Annotated in this window: 17 protein-coding genes and 1 tRNA gene; 14 read left to right on the forward strand and 4 right to left on the reverse strand. The window is 65.8% G+C overall.

From position 1 onward, the window contains the following. Positions 1-58 precede the first annotated feature (58 nt). Positions 59-1,585 carry a YifB family Mg chelatase-like AAA ATPase gene (locus WNB94_RS04570; protein WP_341388694.1) on the reverse strand — a complete coding sequence of 509 codons (1,527 nt, stop codon included), beginning with the start codon at positions 1,583-1,585 and terminating at the stop codon, positions 59-61. Between the two features lie 397 nt (positions 1,586-1,982). Between WNB94_RS04570 and glnK the strand changes: the two genes are divergently transcribed. From glnK to gshB, 6 genes are all read left to right on the forward strand, one after another. Next, the gene (glnK, locus tag WNB94_RS04575) at positions 1,983-2,321 is read left to right on the forward strand and encodes a P-II family nitrogen regulator (RefSeq protein WP_341388696.1); all 339 of its coding nucleotides are present in this window, start codon (positions 1,983-1,985) and stop codon (positions 2,319-2,321) included. Positions 2,322-2,408: 87 nt separating this feature from the next. Next, on the forward strand, positions 2,409-3,812 hold the full coding sequence (locus tag WNB94_RS04580; RefSeq protein WP_341388698.1) for an ammonium transporter: 1,404 nt from the start codon (positions 2,409-2,411) through the stop codon (positions 3,810-3,812). 156 nt (positions 3,813-3,968) lie between these two features. Beyond that, positions 3,969-5,264 carry a glutamate--cysteine ligase gene (gshA, locus tag WNB94_RS04585; protein ID WP_341388699.1) on the forward strand — a complete coding sequence of 432 codons (1,296 nt, stop codon included), beginning with the start codon at positions 3,969-3,971 and terminating at the stop codon, positions 5,262-5,264. Between the two features lie 89 nt (positions 5,265-5,353). Next, a complete protein-coding gene (locus WNB94_RS04590) occupies positions 5,354-7,255 on the forward strand; it encodes a potassium transporter Kup (RefSeq protein WP_341388700.1) in 1,902 nt (633 codons plus the stop codon). A 52-nt stretch (positions 7,256-7,307) separates the two neighbouring features. Further along, a complete protein-coding gene (locus WNB94_RS04595; RefSeq protein ID WP_341389947.1) occupies positions 7,308-8,471 on the forward strand; it encodes a benzoate/H(+) symporter BenE family transporter in 1,164 nt (387 codons plus the stop codon). A 6-nt stretch (positions 8,472-8,477) separates the two neighbouring features. Continuing rightward, complete coding sequence (gshB, locus tag WNB94_RS04600; protein ID WP_341388701.1) at positions 8,478-9,443, forward strand: glutathione synthase; 966 nt, start codon at positions 8,478-8,480, stop codon at positions 9,441-9,443. Here the strand turns inward: gshB and WNB94_RS04605 are convergent. Together WNB94_RS04605 and WNB94_RS04610 are read right to left on the reverse strand one after the other, a co-directional pair. After that, positions 9,428-10,165 carry a response regulator gene (locus WNB94_RS04605; RefSeq protein WP_341388702.1) on the reverse strand — a complete coding sequence of 246 codons (738 nt, stop codon included), beginning with the start codon at positions 10,163-10,165 and terminating at the stop codon, positions 9,428-9,430. The genes gshB and WNB94_RS04605 overlap by 16 nt on opposite strands. Beyond that, entirely contained in the window at positions 10,162-12,069 is a 1,908-nt protein-coding gene (locus WNB94_RS04610; RefSeq protein ID WP_341388703.1) for a sensor histidine kinase, read from the reverse strand. Before WNB94_RS04610 ends, WNB94_RS04605 begins: the two co-directional genes overlap by 4 nt. A 112-nt stretch (positions 12,070-12,181) precedes the next feature. On the opposite strand from WNB94_RS04610, the gene WNB94_RS04615 reads away from it, so the two are divergent. Then, positions 12,182-14,071 (forward strand): ATP-binding cassette domain-containing protein, encoded by a 1,890-nt coding sequence (locus WNB94_RS04615; protein ID WP_341388704.1) that lies wholly within the window; start codon positions 12,182-12,184, stop codon positions 14,069-14,071. Here the strand turns inward: WNB94_RS04615 and ptsP are convergent. Continuing rightward, positions 14,061-15,866 (reverse strand): phosphoenolpyruvate--protein phosphotransferase, encoded by a 1,806-nt coding sequence (gene ptsP, locus WNB94_RS04620; RefSeq protein WP_341388705.1) that lies wholly within the window; start codon positions 15,864-15,866, stop codon positions 14,061-14,063. The genes WNB94_RS04615 and ptsP overlap by 11 nt on opposite strands. A gap of 156 nt (positions 15,867-16,022) precedes the next feature. On the opposite strand from ptsP, the gene WNB94_RS04625 reads away from it, so the two are divergent. The 7 genes from WNB94_RS04625 (at position 16,023) to WNB94_RS04655 (ending at position 23,507) form a co-directional block, all read left to right on the forward strand. Then, positions 16,023-16,880, forward strand: a complete 858-nt coding sequence (locus WNB94_RS04625) for a GNAT family N-acetyltransferase (protein WP_341388707.1) — start codon at positions 16,023-16,025, stop codon at positions 16,878-16,880. A 15-nt stretch (positions 16,881-16,895) separates the two neighbouring features. After that, a complete protein-coding gene (gene rsmB / locus WNB94_RS04630; RefSeq protein ID WP_341388709.1) occupies positions 16,896-18,230 on the forward strand; it encodes a 16S rRNA (cytosine(967)-C(5))-methyltransferase RsmB in 1,335 nt (444 codons plus the stop codon). 8 nt (positions 18,231-18,238) lie between these two features. Continuing rightward, positions 18,239-18,817: a DUF4390 domain-containing protein gene (locus WNB94_RS04635; RefSeq protein WP_341388710.1), complete on the forward strand. Its 579-nt coding sequence runs from the start codon at positions 18,239-18,241 to the stop codon at positions 18,815-18,817. A gap of 6 nt (positions 18,818-18,823) precedes the next feature. Next, complete coding sequence (locus WNB94_RS04640) at positions 18,824-21,130, forward strand: sensor histidine kinase (RefSeq protein WP_341388712.1); 2,307 nt, start codon at positions 18,824-18,826, stop codon at positions 21,128-21,130. An 18-nt stretch (positions 21,131-21,148) separates the two neighbouring features. Further along, positions 21,149-22,027: a response regulator gene (locus tag WNB94_RS04645; protein ID WP_341388714.1), complete on the forward strand. Its 879-nt coding sequence runs from the start codon at positions 21,149-21,151 to the stop codon at positions 22,025-22,027. A gap of 53 nt (positions 22,028-22,080) precedes the next feature. Next, positions 22,081-22,156 (forward strand) — tRNA-Phe (locus tag WNB94_RS04650). Between the two features lie 100 nt (positions 22,157-22,256). Next, on the forward strand, positions 22,257-23,507 hold the full coding sequence (locus tag WNB94_RS04655; RefSeq protein ID WP_341388715.1) for an MFS transporter: 1,251 nt from the start codon (positions 22,257-22,259) through the stop codon (positions 23,505-23,507). The last annotated feature ends 41 nt before the right edge of the window (positions 23,508-23,548 follow it).

Here is a 23,548-nt window from a genome sequence, read left to right on the forward strand (position 1 = left end):
TCAGTCTCCATTCTTGACGCGAATTGCCCGATAAGTTTAGTGCACGTGGCACCAGGCGTCAGGGGCTCACACCGAGGCTGCGACGGTACTGAACGGCCTCTGCCACGTGCGCCGGCTGCACCTGATCGTCGGCCGTCAGGTCGGCGATCGTGCGCGCCAGTCGCATGACGCGGTGGTAAGCCCGGCCCGACCACCCCATCCGCTCGCACGCCTTGGCCAGCAGCGCCCGGGCGGGCTCGGTCAGGCCAGCATGGGTGTCCAGCGCCTCTCCAGCCAGATCGGTGTTGAGGCACGACTGGCGTCGCCACTGCCGCTCACGGGCGGACTTCACGCGCGCCGCCACGGTCTCGGTGGTGTCGCCATCGGGTGCGGCGGCCAGCACGGCAGGCGGCAGCACCGGCACCTCCACCTGCACATCGATGCGATCCAGCAGCGGCCCACTCAACCGGGACTGGTAACGCCCCACCTGCTCGGGCGTGCAGCGGCAGGCCTTCAGGGGGTTGCCATGGTGGCCACAGGGGCAGGGATTCATGGCCGCCACCAGCTGAAACCGCGCCGGAAAGGTTTGACGACGCGCAGCACGCACGATGGCGATGTGACCGGTTTCAAGGGGCTCACGCAAGGCCTCCAGGGCCGGACGGGGAAACTCGGGCAACTCGTCCAGGAAGAGCACTCCGTGGTGCGCCAGCGAGATCTCGCCGGGTCGCGGCGGCGCACCGCCCCCCACCAAGGCCGCCGCCGAGGCCGAATGATGGGGGCTGCGCACCACGCGTCGTTGCCAGGCGGCCGCGTCAAACTGACCCGCCAGACTGAGCACGGCCGCCGACTCCAGCGCCTCTTGTGATGACAACGGGGGCAAGATGCTGGCCAGTCGCTGGGCCAGCATCGACTTGCCCGTGCCTGGTGGCCCCACGAGCAGGGCCGAATGTCCGCCCGCGGCAGCCACCTCCAGCGCGCGCTTGGCAGCCCCCTGCCCGCGCACGTCTCGCCAATCAGGGCCGCTGGCCGCCGCAGGCGGGCGCGCGGCGGGCGCCACACGCACCCAGCCCTGAGCCCCGCCGGCATCGCCGGGCTTGAGGGCCGCGACCACATCGGCCAGGTGGCTCGCACCGTACACGGTCACACCATCGACCAGTGCGGCCTCCTGGGCACTGGCCATGGGCAGCACCAGCGCACGCGCCGGCTCGCCACGGCTCAGGCCCAGGGCCATGGGCAAGCCGCCCCGGATGGCGCGCAGCTCACCACCCAGCGACAGCTCACCGGCCAAGACCAGACCCTGCAGGCGTGCGGCATCGAGTTCGCCCATCGCCGCCAGGATGCCCACGGCGATCGGCAGGTCAAAGCGACCAGACTCCTTGGGCAGGTCTGCCGGCGCCAGGTTGACCGTGATGCGCTGATTGAAGGGAAACGACAGCCCGCAATTGCTCAGGGCCGCACGCACACGCTCACGCGCCTCCTTGACCTCGGTGTCGGCCAGCCCCACCAGGGTGAATGAGGGCAGGCCGTTGGCCAGGTGCACCTCGACCGTCACACGCGGAGCATGCAGCCCATCCAGGGCACAACTGTGAACAATCGCTAAAGACATGCTGCCGCATGCTAGTCAGTGCCCCTTTGCCCGGACAGCCCCCTGAAGGGCGTGTGCCCCCATGGCAACAACGGCGACACCGGCGCCTCAGGCACCCACACGCCGGCCAGCACGCCCACCAACGTGCACCGCAACAGTGACCTGGGCGTTTACCGCCATGCGCAACGCACAACATCTGTGCAACGCTGCGTTTCTGAGCGTCTGCGCTGCACCGGGTAGCACACAGACACACTTTTGCACCAATTTAGTGCGCCTGCACCAGCTTGACGCTCAATGCAGCCAGTCGCGCGGCAAGGTGGTCATTTCCTCGGCGTGCCCCTGGGTCAGCGGCCCTGGCATGGTTCATGCAGTAAACGCTTCGTCCGATTTTTTTGCCAACCTCACCGGAGAAACAACCATGAAAATGGTGACCGCCATCGTCAAGCCATTCAAGCTTGATGAAGTGCGTGAGGCCCTGTCTGCCATCGGCGTTCAGGGCATCACCGTGACCGAAGTCAAGGGCTTCGGTCGCCAGAAGGGCCACACCGAGCTTTACCGTGGCGCGGAGTACGTGGTCGATTTCCTGCCCAAAGTGAAGATCGAAGCCGCTGTGGACGAGTCCATCCTCGACCGCGTGGTGGAAGCCATCGAGTCGTCTGCCCGCACCGGCAAGATCGGCGACGGCAAGATCTTCGTCACTGAACTGGAACAGGTCATCCGCATCCGCACCGGCGAGACCGGCAAGGATGCGCTCTGATCCAGCGCACGCCTTCGTACCCTGTGGCCCACACCGTTTTGGTGTGAGTGCTGTCACCCAACTTTCTGTCCTTCCAAGAGGCCTTACATGAGAAAGCTCATTGCGTCCATCGCACTGGGACTTGCCGCCTTCGGTTTCCTGAGCACTTCGCACGCTCAAGATGCTGCTGTCGCCGAGCCCGCCGCGGCCATCGCCGTGGAAACAACCGTTGTCGAAGCTGCCCCGGCTGAGGCCGCACCAGCGGCTGAAGAAGCTGCCGCCCCCATCGTCGTCAAAGGCGACGTCACCTGGATGATGGTCTCGACCGTGCTGGTCATGCTGATGGTGCCGGGCCTGGCCCTGTTCTACGGCGGCCTGGTGCGCAGCAAGAACATGCTGTCGGTGCTGATGCAGGTGCTGACGGTGTTCTCGCTGATCTCGGTGCTGTGGGCTGTTTACGGCTACAGCCTGGCGTTTGGTGGCGAGGGCCTGATCATCGGCGACCTGTCGAAGGTCTTCCTCAGTGGCGTGACCGCTGACTCGCTGGCCGACACCTTCACCGACAACGTGAAGATCCCCGAGTTCATCTTCATCGCCTTCCAGTGCACCTTCGCCGGTCTGACCTGCGCCCTGATCGTCGGCTCGTTCGCCGAGCGCATCAAGTTTGGTGCCGTGCTGCTGTTCTCGGTGCTGTGGTTCACCTTCAGCTACATCCCCATCGCTCACATGGTGTGGGGCGTGGGCGGCTACCTGCTCGACAAGGGCGCGCTGGACTTCGCCGGCGGTACCGTGGTGCACATCAACGCCGCGATGGCCGGTCTGGTGGGCGCCTACATGGTGGGCAAGCGCATCGGTTACGGCAAAGAGGCCTTCACGCCTCACTCGCTGACGCTGACCATGGTGGGCGCTGCCCTGCTGTGGGTGGGCTGGTTCGGCTTCAACGCCGGCTCCAACCTGGAAGCCAACGGCGGCGCCGGTCTGGCCTTCGCCAACACGCTGTTCGCCACCGCCGCTGCTGTGCTGGCCTGGTCTGTGGGTGAGCTGCTGCTCAAGGGCAAGGCTTCGATGCTGGGCGCCGCTTCGGGTGCTGTGGCTGGTCTGGTGGCCATCACCCCGGCTTGCGGCTCGGTGGGCCCGATGGGCGGCATCGTGATCGGTCTGGCTTCGGGCTTCCTGTGCCTGTGGGGCGTGAGCGGTCTGAAGAAGATGCTGGGTGCCGATGATTCGCTGGACGTGTTCGGCGTCCACGGCGTGGGCGGCATCGTGGGTGCCTTGCTGGTGGGCGTGTTCGCTGCCCCTGGCCTGGGTGGCACCGGCGCCGAAGACTTCTCGATCGGCTCTCAACTGCTGGTGCAGGCTGAAGGTGTCGTGATCACGATCATCTGGTCGGGCGTGGTGGCTGCCATCGCCTACAAGATCACCGACCTGGTCATCGGCCTGCGCGTCTCTGAAGAAGAAGAGCGCGAAGGTCTGGACATCACCTCGCACGGCGAAACTGCGTATCACAAGTGATGCGCCTGTCGGCCGGCCCGCCGGCTGACAGACACCCTCCAAAGGCCACCTTCGGGTGGCCTTTTTCATGGCGAGGCCACTGGCAACGCACGCCGTCCTGCAGCAACGGCAGGCTTTATCTAGAATGGGCAACCGACTTCAGCACAGCCCTCATCCATGGTTCCCCATCTCATCACCGCCCTCACCGGTCCCATCAACGAACTGGAACAGCGCATGCTGGAATCGGTGCCGGCCATCGAACGGTGGTTCAGGCTGGAGTGGATGGAGCACACGCCGCCGTTCTACACCTCGGTGGACGTGCGCAACGCGGGCTTCAAACTGGCACCGGTGGACACCAACCTGTTTCCGGGTGGCTTCAACAACCTCACCCAGGAAATGATGCCCCTGGCCGTCCAGGCGGCCATGGCGGCCATCGAAAAAATCTGTCCTGAGGCCAAGAACCTCCTGCTCATTCCCGAGCGACACACGCGCAACACCTTCTACCTGACGAACGTGGCGCGGCTGATGGAAATCTTCACGCAGGCCGGACTCAACGTGCGCCTGGGCACGCTGGATGAAGCGATCACCGAGCCCATGGACATCACCTTGCCCGAGGGGCAGGTGCTGACCCTGGAGCCCCTGATCCGCACGCGCCACCGCCTGGGCCTGAAACACTTCGACCCCTGCACGATCTTGTTGAACAACGATCTGTCTGCCGGCATCCCCGAGGTGCTCAAAGGCCTGCACGAGCAATACCTGCTGCCACCGCTGCATGCCGGTTGGGCCGTGCGCCGCAAGAGCCAGCACTTTGCGGCCTACGAAGAAGTGGCCAAAAAGTTTGCCAAGCTCATGGGCATGGACCCCTGGCTGATCAACCCCATGTATGCCGTGTGCGACGAGGTTGATTTTCAGGAAGGCACGGGCATGGAGTGCCTGCAGACCCAGGTGGACACCTTGCTGGGCAAGGTGCGGCGCAAGTACAAGGAATACGGCATCAATGAAAAGCCGTTCGTGGTGGTCAAGGCCGACAATGGCACGTATGGCATGGGCATCATGACGGTGCGCGACGCCAAGGAGGTGGTGGACCTGAACCGCCGCACGCGCAACAAGATGTCGGTGGTCAAGGATGGGCAGGCGGTCAGCAAGGTGCTGATCCAGGAAGGCGTGCCCACCTACGAGCAGATGAACGATGCGGTGGCCGAACCGGTGGTCTACATGATCGACCGCTACGTGGTGGGCGGCTTCTACCGCGTGCACGCCGAACGGGGTGTGGACGAGAACCTGAACGCACCAGGATCGAGCTTTGTGCCTCTGGCCTTCGCCGAGCCCAGCCACCTGCCGCGCCCTGGGGTCAAGCCCGGCGCCAGTGCACCCAATCGCTTCTACATGTACGGCGTGATCGGGCGGCTGGCGATGCTGGCGGCCAGCTACGAGCTGGAGGCGACCGACCCCGACGCCGAAACCTACACCTGAGGTGTCTGCCTGCGTGCTTTGTACCTGACAACCCCTCACTCCGGGTGAGATTCAGGGCCGTTCGCGCGCACAATGGCAGGCTTGAAGACTTGTGGTTCACGTCCGTGCAGCATCCTGATCAGGCCTCACTGAGCGGCAAACAGCTGGCCGCCCTGACCCTGGGCGCCATCGGCGTCGTTTATGGCGACATCGGCACCAGCCCCCTGTATGCACTCAAAGAGGTGTTTGCACATGGTCGGCTGCCACTGAATCCCGAGAACATCATGGGCATCTTGTCCTTGATGTTCTGGACGCTGACCATCATCGTGTCACTGAAATACGTGACCTTGATCCTGCGTGCCGACAACAACGGCGAAGGGGGCTTGATCGCCATGCTGGCGCTGGCCTCCACGGCCGTGGCCGACAAGCCCGCCCTGCGCAGCAAGCTGCTGTTGCTGGGCATCTTCGGCACGGCCATTTTCTTTGGCGATGGGGTGATCACCCCCGCCATTTCGGTGCTGTCGGCCGTGGAAGGGCTGGAAGTGGCCGCGCCGGGCCTTGAACGATTCGTGGTGCCGGTGACCCTGGTAGTGTTGACCGCCTTGTTTGTGGTGCAACGGCATGGCACCGGTGGCATCGGCAAGTTCTTCGGCCCCATCACCCTGGTGTGGTTCCTGGTGCTGGCGGTGTTGGGGCTGGTTCATGTGGCCAAGAACCCGGCCGTGCTGGTGGCGGTCAGCCCGCACTATGCGCTGGGCTTCATCCTCGATCATCCCGGGCTGGCGTTCCTGGCGCTGGGCGCCCTCATCCTGTGCGCTACCGGTGCTGAGGCGCTGTACGCCGACATGGGCCATTTCGGCAAGAAGCCCATCCGCCTGGCGTGGTTCAGCCTGGTGATGCCCGCCCTGCTGCTGAACTACTTCGGACAAGGGGCCATGCTGCTGGCCCACCCCGAGAACGTCAGCAACCCGTTTTACGAGATGGCGCCGCACTGGGCGCTGTACCCGCTGGTCGGGCTGGCCACCTGCGCCACCGTGATCGCCTCTCAGGCACTGATCTCGGCGGCCTTCTCGGTGACCAAACAGGTGATCCAGCTGGGCTACATGCCCCGGCTGCGCGTGCTGCACACCTCGGTGAATGCCGCCGGACAGGTCTACATCCCCTTCGTGAACTGGGCGCTGTATGGCTGCATCGTGCTGGCCGTGGGCTTCTTCGGCTCCAGCACCAAGCTGGCCGCGGCTTACGGCATCACCGTGACGATCGACATGCTCATCACCACGGTCATGACCTTCTTCGTGATTCGTCATGCCTGGAAGATGTCCTTGTGGCTTTGCATCGGTGCCACGGGCTTCTTTTTCGTGATCGACCTGCTGTTCTTCTCTGCGAACGTGCTGAAGATCGCCGATGGTGGCTGGTTCCCGCTGATGATCGGCGTGATCATGTTCGCCCTCATGACCACGTGGCGCGACGGACGGCACCTGCTCAGTGAACGCCTGCGCAGTGACGCGATCGAGTTGAAATCGTTTCTGGAGGCCGTGTTCATCAGCCCGCCGCAACGGGTGGCCGGCACGGCGGTGTTCCTCAATGCCGACGCAGGCACCACCCCGAATGCGCTGCTGCACAACCTGAAGCACAACAAGGTGCTGCACCAGCAAAACCTGTTCGTGACCGTGCGATCCCACGAGGTGCCATGGATCGGGTTCAACAAGCGCGTGGAGGTGGAGTCGCTGGGGCACAACTGCTGGCAGGTGATGCTGCACTTCGGCTTCAAGAATGAACCCGACGTGCCCGAGGCGCTGAAGTTGCTCAAGCACCAAGGCATCCAGCTCGACGACATGGAGACCAGCTACTTCCTGTCTCGTGACATCGTGATCCCCACGATCGGCAGTGGCATGGCCCCGTGGCGCGAAAAGCTGTTTGCCAGCATGCACCGCAACGCGTCTGGCGTGGCTGATTTCCTGAGCCTGCCCACCAACCGCGTGGTCGAGTTGGGCTCCAAGGTGGAGCTCTGACACCTTGGCTGGCACCGGCCCACTGCACCAGGCCTGGCGAGACAGCCATCCCATGGCCGTGTCGGCGGGCTTTGTGGCCACCCTGGTGGGCTTCACCAGCACGATCGCCCTGATCTTTCATGCCGCCAGCGCGCTGGGTGCCTCGGCCGATCAGATCACCTCATGGGTGCTGGCGCTGGGTGTGGGCATGGGCGTGGCCACCATCGGCTTGTCCCTGTGGACACGCATCCCCATACTGATCACCTGGTCCACGCCTGGTGCGGCCGTGATCGCCAGTGCTGCGGCCGGCGTGAGTCTGCCTGAAGCGGTGGGAGCGTTCGTGCTGTGTGGCGTGCTGATGGCGCTCAGTGGCATGACGGGGTGGTTCGAGCGCCTGATGAACCGCATCCCCCTGGCCCTGGCCTCCAGCCTGTTGGCGGGCATTCTGGCCAAATTTGCCTTGATGTCCTTCGCCGCAGCCACGGCGCAACCCCTGATGATCATCAGCATGCTGCTCATTTACCTGGTGGGCAAACGGTGGTGGCCGCGCTACGCGGTGCTGGGTGTGTTGATCGGGGGCAGTGTGGTGGCCGGCCTCCAAGGGCTGCTGGACACGCGCCAGATGACGCTGCAGCTGGCTCAACCCGTGTGGGTCACCCCAGCCTGGTCATGGCAGGCGATGTTGGGCATGGGCTTGCCCCTGTTCATCGTCACCATGGCGTCGCAAGCAGTACCAGGGGTCTCGGCGATCCGCGTCTCGGGGTACCGTCCGCCCGTGTCGTCACTGATGAGCTGGTCTGGCATCACCACGGTGCTGCTGGCCCCATTGGGTGGCTACGCCTTCAACCTGGCGGCCATCACCGCTGCCATCGTGCTCAACCCCCATGCACACCCACAAACCCACCAGCGCTACACCGCCGCCGTCTGGGCAGGCTTGTTCTACATTGGCATGGGCTTGCTGGGTGGTGCAGTGGCAGGCTTGCTGGCCGCCTTCCCGGCCGCACTCATCCTGGGGGTGGCGGGCCTGGCCTTGCTGGGCACGATCGCCAACGGGATGGCTTCTGCGCTGGCCGAACCCCGCAGCCGTGAGGCGGCCATCATCACCTTCCTGGTCACCTTGTCGGGCGTGACGCTGCTGGGCGTGGGCTCGGCATTCTGGGGGCTGGTGGCCGGTGGCCTGACGCTGTTCGTGGAACACTATCGAAGCCGTCCGGACGCGCTGGACAACATGCCCTGAAACGCCATGAAACTGCTCTTTGTTGCCGACCCCCTCGATACATTCAAGATCCACAAGGACAGCACGTTCGCGATGATGCGCGAAGCAGCCTCGCGCGGACACACGCTGTGGGCCTGCGAGCCGCAGGATCTGGTGTGGCAGAAGGGCTCGACGGTACAGGCCCAGGCACGCGAAATCCGGCTGACGGGGCAGGCGCCCGAGTGGTTCACGGTGCAAGACACGCGCGTGCTGTCACTGCATGAGGTGGGCGCCGTGTTGATGCGCAAAGACCCGCCCTTTGACGCTGAATACGTCTACGCCACGCACCTGCTGACGCAGGCACAACGAGAAGGTGCGCGGGTGTTCAACCGCCCGGACGCCTTGCGCGCCCACCCTGAAAAGCTCGCCATCCTGGAATTTCCGCAGCACATCGCACCCACGCTGGTGACCCGCGACATCAACGCGGTTCGGGCCTTCCACGCGCAACACCGCGATGTCATCCTCAAGCCGCTGGATGGCATGGGCGGCATGGGCATCTTTCGGGTGAAAGACGATGGGCTCAACCTGGGCAGCATCGCCGAGACCCTCACACGGGATGGCCGCCAGACCATCATGGTGCAGGCCTTTCTGCCCGCCATCGCCGCCGGCGACAAACGCGTGCTGCTGATTGACGGCGAACCCGTGCCCTACGCGCTGGCCCGCATACCGCAAGGCGGCGAGGTGCGCGGCAACCTGGCCGCTGGCGGCAAAGGCGTGGCCCAGGCCCTGAGCGACAGCGACTGGGCGCTGGCCAGGCACTTGGGCCCCATCCTGGCGGCGCGTGGTTTGCTGCTGGTGGGCCTGGACATCATCGGCGACCGCCTGACCGAAATCAACGTCACCAGCCCCACGTGCTTTCAGGAAATCACCGATCAGACGGGCTACAACGTGGCCCAGCGGTTCGTGGACGCACTCGAACAACAGCTGGCAGCGGGGGCTCAGGCGGGCGGTTGATCCAGCGCCCCCAGCAAGCCTCGCCGACTGGCCTCGTAAACGGCCTGCCCGCGCGAATGCACGGCCAGCTTGCCGTACAGCTTCTTGATGTAGGTCTGCACCGTGTGCACGGTGATGCCTTGCTGACGGGCAATCTCGGCATACGAAAAGCCGCGCGCAATGTAGCCCAGCACCTCGTGCTCGCGCGGGCTGAGTGCAACGTGGGGGTCTTCTTGCCCCGCCCCCGTTGACGAGGACTTGTTTGGTGGGGTCGCCGAGCCCGTGGCACCGGCCAAGGTCTGCTGGGGCTGCATGCGCCGCAACAGGTGCCTGGCGATCATGGGCGAAATGGGTGAGGCGCCTCGCTTCACAGCCAACAAGGTTTCCGCAATGTCGGTGGCGTCGTCATCCTTGTGCACATAGCCCACGGCACCGGCCTCGATGCTGGCCACGGCACTGGCTTCATCGCCGAACATGGACACGACCAGCATGTCGCAGCCTGGCCACCGGTCTCGCACGTGCTGCAGCAAGCTCAGCCCGCTGCCGTCTGGCAAGCCCAGGTCCACCAACAACAGATCAGCGCCCTGCCGCCCAAACCAGGTCAGGGCAGGTGACAAGGTGCCGAACGAGGCGGCCAGCACGAGTTGGGGGTTGTGCCGGACGCATTGTTCCAGGTGATGACGGGTGTGGGCATTGTCTTCAACGATGACCACCCGCCACGTCTGGCCAGCAAAATCGCTCATGCTGCGGAGGATAAACCACTCTGCCCCGCGAACTCCCAGGGCAGGCTCAACCGAACCTCCAACCCGCCTTGGGCCAGAGGCAGAAACGAGAGTTCGGCACCGAGGACGGCCGCCCGCCCTTGCATGCTTTGCAGGCCTTGTCCGGGCACATGCTCAGCGCTCAGCCCACGGCCGTTGTCGATGAGGCTCAGCACCAGGTGGTCTGCATCCTGTCTGGCCATCAGCACCAGGCGGGTGGCACCACCGTGCTGCAAGGCATTGGACATGGCCTCGAACAAAATGTACTGAACCTGCCGCAACGCGGGGGGCGCGCCCAGCGGCCACGACGACAGCTCAGGCACGTCCCAGACCAGCTCAATGCCCGAGGCCTTCAGCCTGGGGGCCATGCGGTAGCGTAGGCTGGCCAGCAGGCCCACCATGTCGCCGGGTTGCAGTTGCATGGCATCGACCGACAGCTTCAGCTGGTCCAGCGAGTCACGCAAGGTTTGAGTCACCAAGGGCAAATCCACATCATCGTGCGCAGACACCTGCAGTTGCCGCAGGGCCGAGCTGAGGTGAGCCCCCACGCCGTCGTGCATGTCCTGCAAGATGCGGCTTCGCTCCGCCGACACGGCCTGGCTGCGCTCCATGGCCGCCAGCTTGGCAAAGCTGTCGCGCAACTCTCGTTCGCGCTGGGCCACACGGGCCGACAAGGTGCGGTTGAGTTCATGCAGGGCCCGCCTGGAGCGGCCGAATTCGCCGGCCAGCAGCACAAAGATGAGGCAGACATTGACCGGCGCGATGAAGGGCAGGATGTAAATCTCGTCAAACCCCAGCCAACCCAGCTCGATCGACAGGTCGTGGCTGGCGGCGGCCATCATCAGGCCAATGCCCAGCAGCAGCCACAGGCCCTCGGCCTGCTTTTGTCGAACGATCGAATAGATCGCCCGTGCCACCCCGCCCAACGCCAGCAGGTAGATGGCGCCATAGATGATGGTCTGGGTGCGCGTGGTGGGCGACATCAGCAGCGCCGCCGGTGACACCACGATCATGATCCACGCCAGGCGCTCCGGCCAGACCACGCGGCCGCCACCATAGCGGTAGTAGTACATGCAGATCAACAACAAGGACCACGCCGTGAGGAAAAAAGCCAGGTTCTCCCACAACACCACCGGGCTCAATGGGTTGGGCGCCACCATCACCGAAGTGCCTGTACTCCACATCAGCGCGGCCGCGCTGATGTAGCCCACCGACACCTGAGCCCGATCTCGCAGCCAGATGATGGCCATCACCACACCCAGCGCAAACAAGGCGATGTTGGCCACCGTGACACCGTCTGCCTGCAACCAGCGGCGGTGATCATGCACCTGGGCAAGCTGCGCTGCAGGCCCCACCTGGATGGGCGCCAGCCCGTGACGACGCAACTGCCCACTGACCACGCGCACGTGGATGACGTTGTCTCCGGGCACCCACGCACTGGACGGCACATTGACCAGCAAAGGCGTGTACCAGTTGCGAGTGACAGGATCAACCAGGGAGCCGGTGTAGGCCATGGCCGTGCCGTTCACCCACACCTGGGCGTTCATCACGACGCGAGGCAGGTGGACCGCCCACGTGTCCGTGGGTGTGGACGGCAATCGCACCTTGAATCGATACCACATGGTGCCCTGAAAACCAGGGTGCGTTCGCGACCAGAGGTGAGGCAGGCGCGCATGCAACCACGCCGCATCGTCATCAGGGGGGCGCGCACCTGCGCCCACCACCAGGCAGGCCGCATCCAGGGTGGTCACCTCATGCAAGGGCAACCACACCGTGGGTGCGGCGGCGGCCTCCAACGCCTGAGGGGTGGCTCCCGCCCATGCCGGCCTCAGCCCGCCCAGGCAGCACCACAGCAGGGCCAACACCCCCCATGCAATCCGTCGCATCCAAGTCATGGCGTGGATTGTCGCTGCGCGGCCCTGGAATGACACTCCCTGAGACCGGGTGAGACTGGGCGACAATCAAGGCCCTGCACCCCGCATCTTTTCATCCAGCAAAATGTCTTTGCTCACCCTGTCCAACGCTTGCCTGGCTTTCGGCCATGTGGCCCTTCTGGACCACACCGATCTGACGCTGGAGGCCGGCGAACGCGTCGGACTGATTGGCCGCAATGGCACGGGCAAGTCGTCCCTGCTCAAGATTGTGGCGGGGCTGGAGAAGCCCGATGACGGCGAACTGCAATGCCAGAACGGCTTGCGACTGGACTACGTCGCCCAAGAGCCGAGCTTCGTGCCCGGGGCCACGGTGTTCGAAGCCGTCAGCGATGGCCTCGCCGACGTCAGGGCCCTGCGGGCGCGCTTTGAGGCGCACGCCGACGGTGACGACCTGGACGCCCTGCAGACCGCCATCGAAGCCCGCGACGGCTGGACCTGGGAGCAACGCGTTCAGGAAACGCTGCAGCGGCTTCAGCTGGACGCCGACGTGCTGGTGGAGCGCCTGTCGGGCGGCCTGCGCAAGCGGGTGGCCCTGGCGCGCGCGCTGGTGGCCGCGCCCGACGTGCTGCTGCTGGACGAGCCCACCAACCACCTGGACCTGGATTCGATCGCGTGGCTGGAAGATTTGCTCAAAGGCTTCAAGGGCAGCGTCATGCTGATCTCGCACGACCGAGCCTTTCTGGACGTGGTGTGCACGCGCATCGTCGAGTTGGACCGAGGCGTGCTGCGCAGCTACCCCGGCAACTTTGCCGCCTACGAAACCCTCAAGGCCCAGCAACTGCAAGACGAAGCGCTCAACAACGCCCGCTTTGACAAGCTGCTGGCCCAGGAAGAGGTGTGGATCCGCAAGGGCGTGGAGGCCCGCCGCACGCGCAGCGTGGCCCGCATCAAGCGCCTGGAAGGCCTGCGCGAGGCGCGGGCCGCCCGCCGCGATGTGGTGGGCCGCGCCAAACTGGACGTGGCCCAGGGCGAGCGCGGCGGCAAGATCGTGGCCGAGCTGGAGCATGTGCACAAGCGCTATGGCGAGCGCGACATCGTCAAGGACTTCAGCGCCACCATCTTGCGCGGCGACAAGGTGGGCCTGATCGGCCCCAATGGCGCGGGCAAGACCACCCTGCTCAAGCTCATCCTGGGCGAGCTGACGCCCGACGAGGGCACCGTCAAACTGGGCACCAACCTGCAGGTGGCCTACTTTGACCAGATGCGAGACAACCTGAACCTCGACGCCACGCTGGCCGACTTCATCAGCCCGGGCAGCGAGTGGATCGAGATCAACGGCGCGCGCAAGCACGTGATGGGCTACCTGGGCGACTTCCTGTTTTCACCCCAGCGGGCCAACTCGCCGGTGCGCACCTTGAGCGGTGGCGAGCGCAACCGCCTGCTGCTGGCCCGCCTGTTTGCCCGGCCCGCCAATGTGCTGGTGCTGGACGAACCCACCAACGACCTCGACATTGAAACACTGGACCTGCTCGAAGACCTGCTGGCCGATTTCGCTGGCACGGTCTTCCTGGTCAGCCACGACCGGCGCTTTCTGGACAACGTGGTCACCAGCACCATCGTGGCCGAAGGCCAGGGGCGTTGGCGCGAGTACGAAGGCAGCGTGGAAGACTGGCTGACGCAGTCGCGCCGTGCCCAGGCGCTGGCCGGCAAAAAGGACAACGCCAAGCCATCGGCCACGGACATGGCCCCGCCTGCCGCCGCAAGCCAAGGCGCCGCTGCGGCCACACCGGCCAAGCCGCGCAAGCTGAGCTACAAAGAACAGCGAGAACTCGACGAGCTGCCCTCGCGGATCGAGGCCCTGGAGGCCGAGCAAAGCGCGCTGAACGCCCGACTGGCCGACCCGGAGGCCTACCGCAAAGAGGGCTCGAAGGTGGCTGAGCTGCACGAGCGCGTGCAGGCCATCGACACCGAGCTGATGACCTTGCTGGAGCGCTGGGAAACGCTCAGCCGTTGACGACCACCGGCCCCGCCACGCTGGCGGGCGGGGCGCCGCCGGACAACAGCCAGTCGGCGCAAGCCTGCTCGGGATCGGCGGCTTGCATCACGACGTTGGCCAGGGGCAGCAAACGCCGCGTGTCGGCCCGCAGTACCCGCTGTTTCACGGACGCCACCTGGGTGGGATGCATCGAAAAGCTGCGCAGCCCCATGGCCAGCAAGAGCTCGGTGAAGGCCGGATCACCCGCCATCTCACCGCACACGCTCACCCCCTTGCCTGCGGCCCGGGCCTGCTCGATGCACGAACGAATGAGGGACAACACCGCCGGATGCCAGGGATCGTAGAGGTGCGCCACGGCCTCGTCGGCACGGTCGATGGCCAGGGTGTACTGAATGAGGTCGTTGGTGCCGATCGAGATGAAATCGAAGTGCTGCAAAAAAATCGGCAGGGTCAGCGCCGCGGCTGGCACCTCGATCATCGCCCCCAGCTCGACCTGGCCATAAGGCTTGCCCGCGTCAGTCAATTGCCGCTGCACATGGGCGATGTTGTCCAGCGTCTGGCGAATCTCGCGCTGACTGGCCAGCATGGGAATGAGCACCTTGACCGGCCCATGGTGCGCCGCCCTGAACAAGGCGCGCAACTGCTTGCGGAACATGCTGGGCTCTGACAGGCTCCAGCGGATGGCACGCAGCCCCAGGGCAGGGTTCAGCACCGACTCGTGTCGCAGCTCGGAGGTTGACAGGCCATCCAGCGGTTTGTCGGCACCGATGTCCACCGTGCGGATGGTCACGGGCATGCCTTTCATCACCTCGACCGCGCGACGATAAGCCTCGTACTGCTCTTCTTCGTCAGGCAGCTTGCCGCCCCGGTTCATGAACAGGAATTCGCTGCGGAACAGCCCCACGCCCACGGCGCCGGCTTCCAGGGCCGCCTGGCCATCGTCGGGCATCTCGATGTTGGCCAGCAACTCCACGCGCTCGCCGTCCAGGGTGACCGCCGGGGTGTGCCGCAGGCGGGCCAGGCGCCCGCGCTCCAGCTCGCTTTGGCGCTGGCGAAAGCGGTACTCCTCCAGCACGATGGGAGACGGGTCCACGATGACCAGCCCGGCGTCGCCGTCCACGATGATGTAGTCGTCCTGACGGATCAGGCTGCTGGCCTGGCGAGCGCCCACCACGGCCGGGATGTCCATGCTGCGTGCCACGATGGCCGTGTGCGAGGTCTTGCCACCCACGTCCGTCACGAAGCCGGTGAACACGCTGCGCTTGAAGCTCAGCATGTCGGCGGGGGCGATGTCGCTGGCCACCAGCACCAGGGGCTCTTCACCACCAAAATCGCGGGGATGCCGCTGGGCATCGGGCACCCGCGAGGCATCGGCCTGGGCCAGTTGGCGCAGCAGGCGCTCCACCACCTGCTCCAGATCGGCCTTGCGCTCACGGATGTAGGCGTCTTCCATCTCGTCGAACTGGCGGGCCAGCACTTCCAGCTGCGCCGACAAGGCCCACTCCGCGTTGTAGTGGCGCGTGCGCACCCATTCTCCGGCCGCGCCGATCAGGGCTTCGTCCTGCAAGAGCATCTGGTGCACGTCCAGCAGGGCGGCCAGTTCAGCTGGCGCATCGGCCGGCAAATCGCGCTTGAGGTTGTCGAACTCGGTGGAGACGTGGTCGCGCGCGGCGTGCAGGCGCGCCACTTCGGCTTCGAGGTCGTCGGGATCGACAAAGACGTGGGGCACGTCCACCCGGCTGGATGCCACCAGCACGGCGCGGCCTATGGCCACCCCACGCGACACCGGCAAGCCGAAAACCTGAATGCTCATACCCTGCGATGCTACCAGCGAGAGCCCATGAGCGGCGTACGGATTTGCCAGGGGCCGGCTGCTTGGCGTCACAAGACTGTCACGCACCCGTCACCGGGACGTCACCCCTTCAGACCAGACTGGCAGGCATCGAACAACCACTGCACGGAGACCGCGATGCGCGAGCTGCCCTTGCCGACCATGCCTCTGGCCGACCTGCCTGCCACCCCTTCGGTCGCCCCGCGCGCCGCACGGAGGTCACTTCATCCGGGCTCGGACGGGACTCGCGAACGATCGCGCACCGGTTTTCAAGTCGTTTGGGCTCGCACTGAAGAAGATGTTCGCGCTGCGCAACGCCTGAGACACGAAGTTTTCGCTGAAGAGATGGGGGCGCGCCTGAGCGTGCCTCATGGCAGCCCCGCCGGGCACGACATCGACCTGTTCGACCCCTACTGCGAGCACCTGCTGGTGCGACTGGAAGGGGCCGACGGCGAGCCTGGCGAGGTCATTGGCACCTACCGCGTTCTGACGCCGGACGCCGCGCGGCGCGTGGGGGGCCTCTACAGCGAAACCGAATTCGACCTCACGCGGCTGCGCCACCTGCGCGGCAAGATGGTTGAGCTGGGGCGCTCTTGCGTGCACCCCGATCACCGCACGGGTGGGGCCATCATGGCCCTGTGGGGGGCCCTGGCCGAATTCATGGTGCGCAACCAGCTTGACACCATGATCGGCTGCGCCAGCATCAGCATGCGCGACGGTGGCCATGTGGCCGCCAGCCTGTGGGAGCAACTGCGCCACAGCCACCTGGCGCCCATCGACTTGCAGGTGCGCCCGCGCCTGCCCCTGCCGGTGGACGAACTGGATCGCCACCTTCAGGTCGAGGCCCCGGCCCTGATCAAGGGCTACCTGCGTGTGGGCGCCAAGGTGCTGGGCGCCCCCGCCTGGGACCCCGACTTCAACACCGCCGACCTGCCCATGCTCATGCGCATCGACGACCTGCCCGCCCGCTACCGCCGTCATTTCCTGGGTGACTGACATAATCGGCGCGCCATGACGCGCGCCACGCCCCCCTCATCCCACCCGCAAACCCCCGCCCTGCATCGCCAGCTTGAAGCCACCGCCGAGGTGATCGGGCTGGTGCGTCAGGGGCGGTCGTTGCCTGACGCCCTGGGCGAGGTGCCCGCCTCGCTGAGGCCTGGCGTGCAAGCGCTGGCCTCTGACACCCTGCGTGAGTTGGGCCGCGCCCAATCCCAAATGGCGGCCCTGGTGCCGCGCAAGCCAGCGCCCTGGGTTGAATCGCTGCTGCTCACCTGTCTGGCGCTGCTGCCCGGCCCACGCTATCCGGCCCACACCCTGGTCAGCCAGGCTGTCGAAGCCTGCAAGCGACGCGCCCGTCCCGCCAGCGGCCTGGTCAATGCCGTGTTGCGACGGGTGCTGCGTGAGCCGCAGGCCCTGCCGGCACTGGCCGACAACGACCTGGCAGGTCGCTTCAACCACCCCGCCTGGTGGGTCCAGCGCCTGCAACGCGACTGGCCCGACCAGTGGGAGGCCTTGCTGGCCGCCAACCAGCGCCCCGCCCCCATGACCTTGCGCGTCAACCGCCGCCATGGCAGCGCCGAGGCGTATCGGCAGCGGCTGCTGGCGGCCGGATGGCAAGGCGTTCCCCCCGCCCAGGGTGATGCCATCGTGCTGCCACAGGCGGCCCCTGTAGACCAGTTGCCCGGCTGGGCCGATGGCGATGTGTCGGTGCAAGACCTCTCGGCACAACAGGCCGCCACCTGGCTGCTGCATCCGCCGGGCCTGCCCCCCCTGCCTGCCGGGGCCCGCGTGCTGGACGCCTGCGCCGCCCCCGGCGGCAAAACGGCCCACCTGCTGGAGCATGCAGACTTGTCGCTCCAGGCGCTGGAGATCGACCCGCAGCGCGCCGCGCGCATCCATGACACCTTGGCGCGACTCAAGCTGCATGCCGACGTGAGCGTGGGGGATGCGGGCCAGCCCGACACCTGGTGGGATGGCCGCCCCTTCGACGCCATCTTGCTGGACGCCCCCTGCAGCGCCTCGGGCATCGTGCGGCGACACCCTGACGTGCGTTGGCTGCGAAGAGAAAGCGACCTCGACGCCCTTCAGCGCACCCAGGACCGCCTGCTGGACACCCTGTGGCCCCTGCTGGCACCGGGTGGTCGGCTGCTGTATTGCACCTGCTCGGTCTTCAAGCAAGAAGGGCAGGAGCGCATCGACGCATTTTTGCAACGACAAGCCCAGGCCTGTCGGCAAGCCGCCCCCGGGCACCTGCTGCCTGTGGTCGAATACCCCGACACTGCCCCCCATGAGAGGGGGGACGGCTTTTACTATGCACTCCTGACCCGTCACACCGATCCGGCTTGACACACCCCATGCGCCGACGAGACCTGCTCACCCGCAGCGCCTCGGCCGTGATGGCTGCCCTGGCCCTCACCGCCGGGGTGCCGTCGTTGAGCTGGGCCAATGAGACGCGAGCCGGGCTCAGCCTGCAAACCCTGCAGGCCCATGTGGACGACGACGGGGCTTATCTCGACTACGACATCGAGGTCGGCCTGTCCGACGACCTCAAAAACGCACTGCAGCGCGGCGTGTCGGTGGTGTTTGTGGCCGAGGCGCGGCTGCTTGAGCAGCGCTGGTACTGGACAGACCGACTGCGTGCCCAGGCCACTCGCCGCTGGCGCGTGACCTACCAGCCCCTGACCCGCCAATGGCGGCTCAGCATCGGGGCCTTCACCCGGAATTACGCCTCGCTGGAAGAAACCCTGGACGTTCTGAGACGCAGCACCCGCTGGCGCATCGGTGATCGCCCCAGCGGAGACGCTGACCAGCACTACGTTGACTTCGGATTCCGCCTGGACACCAAAGAGTTGCCCCGCCCGCTGCAAATCGGCATGGGCAATCAGGACACCTGGGACCTGGAACTGGAGCGGCAAGTGCAGCTTCGGAACTGAGCCACGATGGGCCCGATCAAACTCAACCGCTGGGCCTGGATCATCGCCAGCATCGCCTTGCTGGGTGGCGGACTGGTGCTGGGCTTTCTGCTGGTGCTCACCACGCAGAACCAGGAGCGGTTCGAGCCCTACTTCGGCTGGCTGTGGTGGAGCAACATCGCCATTGCCGCCCTGCTCAGCCTGGTCATCCTGCTGGCCCTGGGCCGGCTGGCCTTGCGCCTGCGCCGCCGCAAGTTCGGCAGCCAGTTGCTGCTCAAGCTGGCCGGCATCTTTGCGCTGGTGGCCCTGGTGCCAGGCGTGCTGATCTACACCGTGTCGTACCAATTCGTGTCACGCAGCATCGAGACCTGGTTTGACGTGCGGGTTGAAGGCGCGCTGGACGCCGGCCTGAGCCTGGCACAAGGCACCCTCGACACCCTGAGCACCGACCTGGCCAAATCCACCCGCCTGGCGGCTGAGCAGCACGTGCTCAACGACCGCACAGGCGAGCGCACGCCCAGCCTGCTGGAGCTGGAAATGCTGCGCGAGCGCGTGCGCGCCGAATACGCCGCCGTCGTCAACGAACACGGGCAGCTCATCCTCAGTGCCGAGGCCATGGGGGCGTCGGCGCTGCGCACCGAGCGCATCGGCACCACGCTGCGCGACCGCGCCCGCCAAGACCGCGTGACGGTTGAAATCGAGGGCCTGGACGACCCTGGCACCACCGCCCGCATCGTGGCACTGGCCTGGATCCCCGAACAGGGCTTTGCCTTGCAGCAGCAGCAACGCTACCTGCTGGTCAGCCAGAACCTGCCCCCCGACATCGTGCGCCACGCCCTGGAGGTGCAGACCGCCTACCGCGACTACCAGCAACGCGCCCTGGGGCGCGCAGGCCTGCGCAGCATGTACATCGGCATCCTCACCCTCACGCTGGTGCTGGCGGTGTTTGGCGCCTTCTTGCTGGCCGCGATCCTGGGGCAGCAACTGGCCCGGCCCCTGCTCTTGCTGGCCGAAGGCGTCGAAGAAGTGGCCCGCGGCGACCTGCGGCCCAAAACGATCTTCACCTCCCAAGATGAGCTGGGCGGCCTCACGCGCGCGTTCGCCGCCATGACCCAGCAACTGGCCGATGCCAGACAGCTGGCCGACGACAGCGTGCAAGAGCTCGACAGTGCCCGCGCCCACCTGCAAACCGTGCTGGACAACCTCAGCGCTGGCGTGCTCGTGCTGGACGCCGCCGGGCGCCTCGTGCTGGTCAACCCCGGTGCCACCCGCATCTTGCGGCTGCCCATGTCGGCCTACATCGGCCGCCCGCTGACCGACGTCGCCGAGCTGCAGGAATTTGCGCGCGACATCCAGCTGCGGTTCGACGACCTCGCCCGCGACCCAACCCCCGGCGAGCGCCAACAATGGCAGCAGCCCTACACCCTGCAATTGCCCCAGCAAAGCGAACCGCTGCCCCTGCTGGTGCGCGGCGCCGACCTGCCGCCAGACGAACGACTGATCGTGTTCGATGACCTCACCGAGGTCGTGTCTGCCCAGCGCGCCCAGGCCTGGAGCGAGGTGGCAAGACGCGTGGCCCACGAGATCAAGAACCCCTTGACCCCCATCCAGCTGTCTGCCGAGCGACTGCAGATGAAGCTGGAATCCCAATTGCCCGAGCCTGGGCAGCAACTGCTCAACCGCTCGGTCAACACCATCGTCACGCAGGTTCAGGCGCTCAAGACCCTGATCAATGAATTCAGGGACTTTGCCCGGCTGCCCACGGCCCAGCTCGCCCCGCTGGACCTCAATGAGCTGGTGCACGAGGTGACCGCACTGTACGGCGATGCACTGGAACAAGGGCGGCTTGTGCTGCAGCTCAGCCCCAACCTGCCGCCCATCCAGGGCGACGCCACGCTGCTGCGGCAAGTGGTGCACAACCTGGTTCAAAACGCGCTGGATGCCACGACCGAAAACGCCACCCCCGAGTCACCCGCCCGGGTGGAGCTGATCACCGATGCCCCCCTCAATGAGCAAGGCACGGTGCGCGCCGTGCGCCTGCGCGTGCGCGACAACGGCCCAGGCTTCACAGACAAGGTGCTCAAACGCGCCTTCGAGCCCTACCTCACCACCAAAGCCAAAGGCACCGGCCTGGGCCTGGCCGTGGTCAAGAAAGTGGCCGACGAGCACCACGCCCTGGTCAAGCTCCGCAACCGCCACGCCACCGAATCGAACGCCGCCCTAGGGTATCCCTCCGACGGCCAGCCGGTGATCGGGGCGCAAGTTTCGTTATCATTTTCGGTGCTGTCATCAGAATCCCATTTACCATCGGGCACACACGACGAACATGCCTGACTGGCGTACCGACATTTCATGGCCACCATTCTTGTAGTAGACGACGAGCTGGGCATCCGCGCCCTCCTGAGCGAAATCCTGAGCGACGAAGGCCACACGGTCGAAGTCGCTGAAAACGCGGCCACGGCCCGCATCCAGCGCGAGCGGGTCAAGCCCGACCTCGTCTTGCTCGACATCTGGATGCCCGATGTCGATGGCGTCACGCTGCTCAAAGAGTGGTCAGCGGGCGGTCAACTGACGATGCCGGTCATCATGATGTCCGGCCACGGCACGATCGACACCGCCGTCGAGGCCACCAAATTTGGGGCCCACTCGTTCCTCGAGAAGCCGATCACCATGCAGAAACTGCTGCGCACGGTCGAACAGGCCCTGAGCAAACCGGCCACGCCGGCTGCACGTGGTCAGGCCCCGGTGCATCTGGCCACCGTCACGCCCATCACGGCCGCCTCCTCGTACAGCCAGGGCCTGGCCACCCAGCACGCCAGCCCCCTGCGCACCGAGATGGTGGCCCCGATGGTGGCTGCCGAAGTGGCCCACGCCCACCCCGCAGCTCACCATGCACCTGTGGCGCCACAACCAGCCTATGCCTATGGCGCGCCAGCACACCATGCATCGGCCCACCCCCACGCCATGGGCGCGGCCACGCCGGCCATGCACCACGCGCCCCTGCATGTCAGCACCGGGCCCTCTCACGAGCAGCTGTTCCAGCTGGACCGCCCCTTGCGCGAAGCGCGTGACGACTTCGAGCGCGCGTACTTCGAGTTCCATCTGGCGCGCGAAGGCGGCAGCATGACCCGTGTGGCCGAGAAGACCGGCCTGGAGCGCACCCACCTGTATCGAAAATTGAAACAGTTGGGCGTTGATCTGGGACGCGCCAAAAAATCGGCTTCAAATTGATGTATAGTCTAGGTCTTCGCTGATCACTGCCCTTCAGGCACATCAACGAAACAGGCCAAGTAGCTCAGTTGGTAGAGCAGCGGATTGAAAATCCGCGTGTCGGTGGTTCGATTCCGCCCTTGGCCACCAAATTCGACGCCCAGCACCGCTGGGCGTTTTTCATTTCTGCCCCCAACGGCGTCAGGTGATTCGCAGGCTGCTAGGATGACCTCAACCTGTCACCTGTCTGATGCTGAGAACGTTTGAACCCCTGGCTGCGCTGCTGGCCGGCGTGGCCCTGCTGATGCTGGGCCATGGCCTGCTGGGCACCGTGCTGGCCGTGCGCGGCGGGCTGGAGGGCTTTGGCAGCCAGACGCTGGGCGCCATCGGCGCCATGTACTTCGTGGGCTTCCTGGTGGGCACCTACCTGGCGCCCCGGATGATCCAGCGCGTCGGGCACGTGCGGGCATTCGCCTTCTTCACGGCGCTGGTGGCCTGTTCGGCCTTGCTGCACGAGCTGGTGCCCACCGCCGTGATGTGGCTTGTGCTGAGGCTGCTCACCGGCATGTCCATGGTGGGCTTCTACACCATCGTCGAAAGCTGGCTCAACAGCCATGCCCTGCCTGAACACCGCAGCCGGGTCTTTGCCGTCTACATGGCCGTCAACCTGGGCGCCCTGGCGCTGTCGCAACAAATGCTGCACTGGAGCAACCCGGGCGGCCACGTGCTGTTTTCGATTGCCGCCTTGAGCATCTGCGCAGCCATCATGCCGCTGGCCGCCACCCGTCTGGCGCAACCGGCCATCGAAGGCATTGCCGGCCTGGGCTTGAAATCACTGTACGCCAAGGCGCCCGTGGCCTGCTCGGCCAGCTTCCTGTCCGGTTTCTCTCAAGGTGCGTTCTGGGGGCTGGGCGCGGTGTGGGCCGACAAAAGCGGCTTGGGTACCACCGGGGTGGCCTGGTTCATGACCGCGGTCATCGTGGGCGGCGCGCTGCTGCAGTGGCCCATCGGGCAGATCACCAATCGGCTGGACCGTGGCCACGTGATCACCTTCGTGGCCGTGGGGGCCGCCCTGTGTGCGGCACTGCTGCAACTGGCCAGCCCCCATGGGCTGAACGCTGTCCTGGCGGTTGCTTTTCTGTATGGGGGGTTTGCCTTCGCGCTCTACCCCATGGCCATGGCCCGGATGATGGACCGCCTGCAGCCCACCGAAATCCTGGCCGGCTGCACCAGCTTGCTGCTCATGCACGGCGTGGGTGCGGCCATCGGCCCCATCGTGGCGGGCGGGCTCATGCAACAGTTTGGCCCACCCGCACTCACCGCGTGGTTCACCGGGGTGGAGTTGCTGCTGGGCTTGTCGGCCTGGTACCTGTCACGCCGCGTGCCTGCCGACATCGGCCATCAAACGGCGTTCACGCCCATGTTCAGAACCTCCCCCACGGCCATGGAAATGCTGGAGCCCGCCGCCCAGGACGCCGGGGCAGGCAAACCATCGGCCTGACCACCCCAGCCCGCCCCAGGCCAACGCTGCGCTCTGTTAAC

It is taken from the genome of Aquabacterium sp. A3 (assembly GCF_038069945.1).
GTDB lineage: Bacteria > Pseudomonadota > Gammaproteobacteria > Burkholderiales > Burkholderiaceae_C > Aquabacterium.

Excerpts from the sequence above, each read along its gene's own strand:
- WNB94_RS04570 (WP_341388694.1), bottom strand. The coding sequence starts at position 1,585 with ATGTCTTTAGCGATTGTTCACAGTTGTGCCCTGGATGGGCTGCATGCT.
- glnK (WP_341388696.1), top strand. The coding sequence starts at position 1,983 with ATGAAAATGGTGACCGCCATCGTCAAGCCATTCAAGCTTGATGAAGTG.
- WNB94_RS04580 (WP_341388698.1), top strand. The coding sequence starts at position 2,409 with ATGAGAAAGCTCATTGCGTCCATCGCACTGGGACTTGCCGCCTTCGGT.
- gshA (WP_341388699.1), top strand. The coding sequence starts at position 3,969 with ATGGTTCCCCATCTCATCACCGCCCTCACCGGTCCCATCAACGAACTG.
- WNB94_RS04595 (WP_341389947.1), top strand. The coding sequence starts at position 7,308 with ATGGCCGTGTCGGCGGGCTTTGTGGCCACCCTGGTGGGCTTCACCAGC.
- gshB (WP_341388701.1), top strand. The coding sequence starts at position 8,478 with ATGAAACTGCTCTTTGTTGCCGACCCCCTCGATACATTCAAGATCCAC.
- WNB94_RS04605 (WP_341388702.1), bottom strand. The coding sequence starts at position 10,165 with ATGAGCGATTTTGCTGGCCAGACGTGGCGGGTGGTCATCGTTGAAGAC.
- WNB94_RS04610 (WP_341388703.1), bottom strand. The coding sequence starts at position 12,069 with ATGCGACGGATTGCATGGGGGGTGTTGGCCCTGCTGTGGTGCTGCCTG.
- WNB94_RS04615 (WP_341388704.1), top strand. The coding sequence starts at position 12,182 with ATGTCTTTGCTCACCCTGTCCAACGCTTGCCTGGCTTTCGGCCATGTG.
- ptsP (WP_341388705.1), bottom strand. The coding sequence starts at position 15,866 with ATGAGCATTCAGGTTTTCGGCTTGCCGGTGTCGCGTGGGGTGGCCATA.
- WNB94_RS04625 (WP_341388707.1), top strand. The coding sequence starts at position 16,023 with ATGCGCGAGCTGCCCTTGCCGACCATGCCTCTGGCCGACCTGCCTGCC.
- rsmB (WP_341388709.1), top strand. The coding sequence starts at position 16,896 with ATGACGCGCGCCACGCCCCCCTCATCCCACCCGCAAACCCCCGCCCTG.
- WNB94_RS04635 (WP_341388710.1), top strand. The coding sequence starts at position 18,239 with ATGCGCCGACGAGACCTGCTCACCCGCAGCGCCTCGGCCGTGATGGCT.
- WNB94_RS04640 (WP_341388712.1), top strand. The coding sequence starts at position 18,824 with ATGGGCCCGATCAAACTCAACCGCTGGGCCTGGATCATCGCCAGCATC.
- WNB94_RS04645 (WP_341388714.1), top strand. The coding sequence starts at position 21,149 with ATGGCCACCATTCTTGTAGTAGACGACGAGCTGGGCATCCGCGCCCTC.
- WNB94_RS04655 (WP_341388715.1), top strand. The coding sequence starts at position 22,257 with ATGCTGAGAACGTTTGAACCCCTGGCTGCGCTGCTGGCCGGCGTGGCC.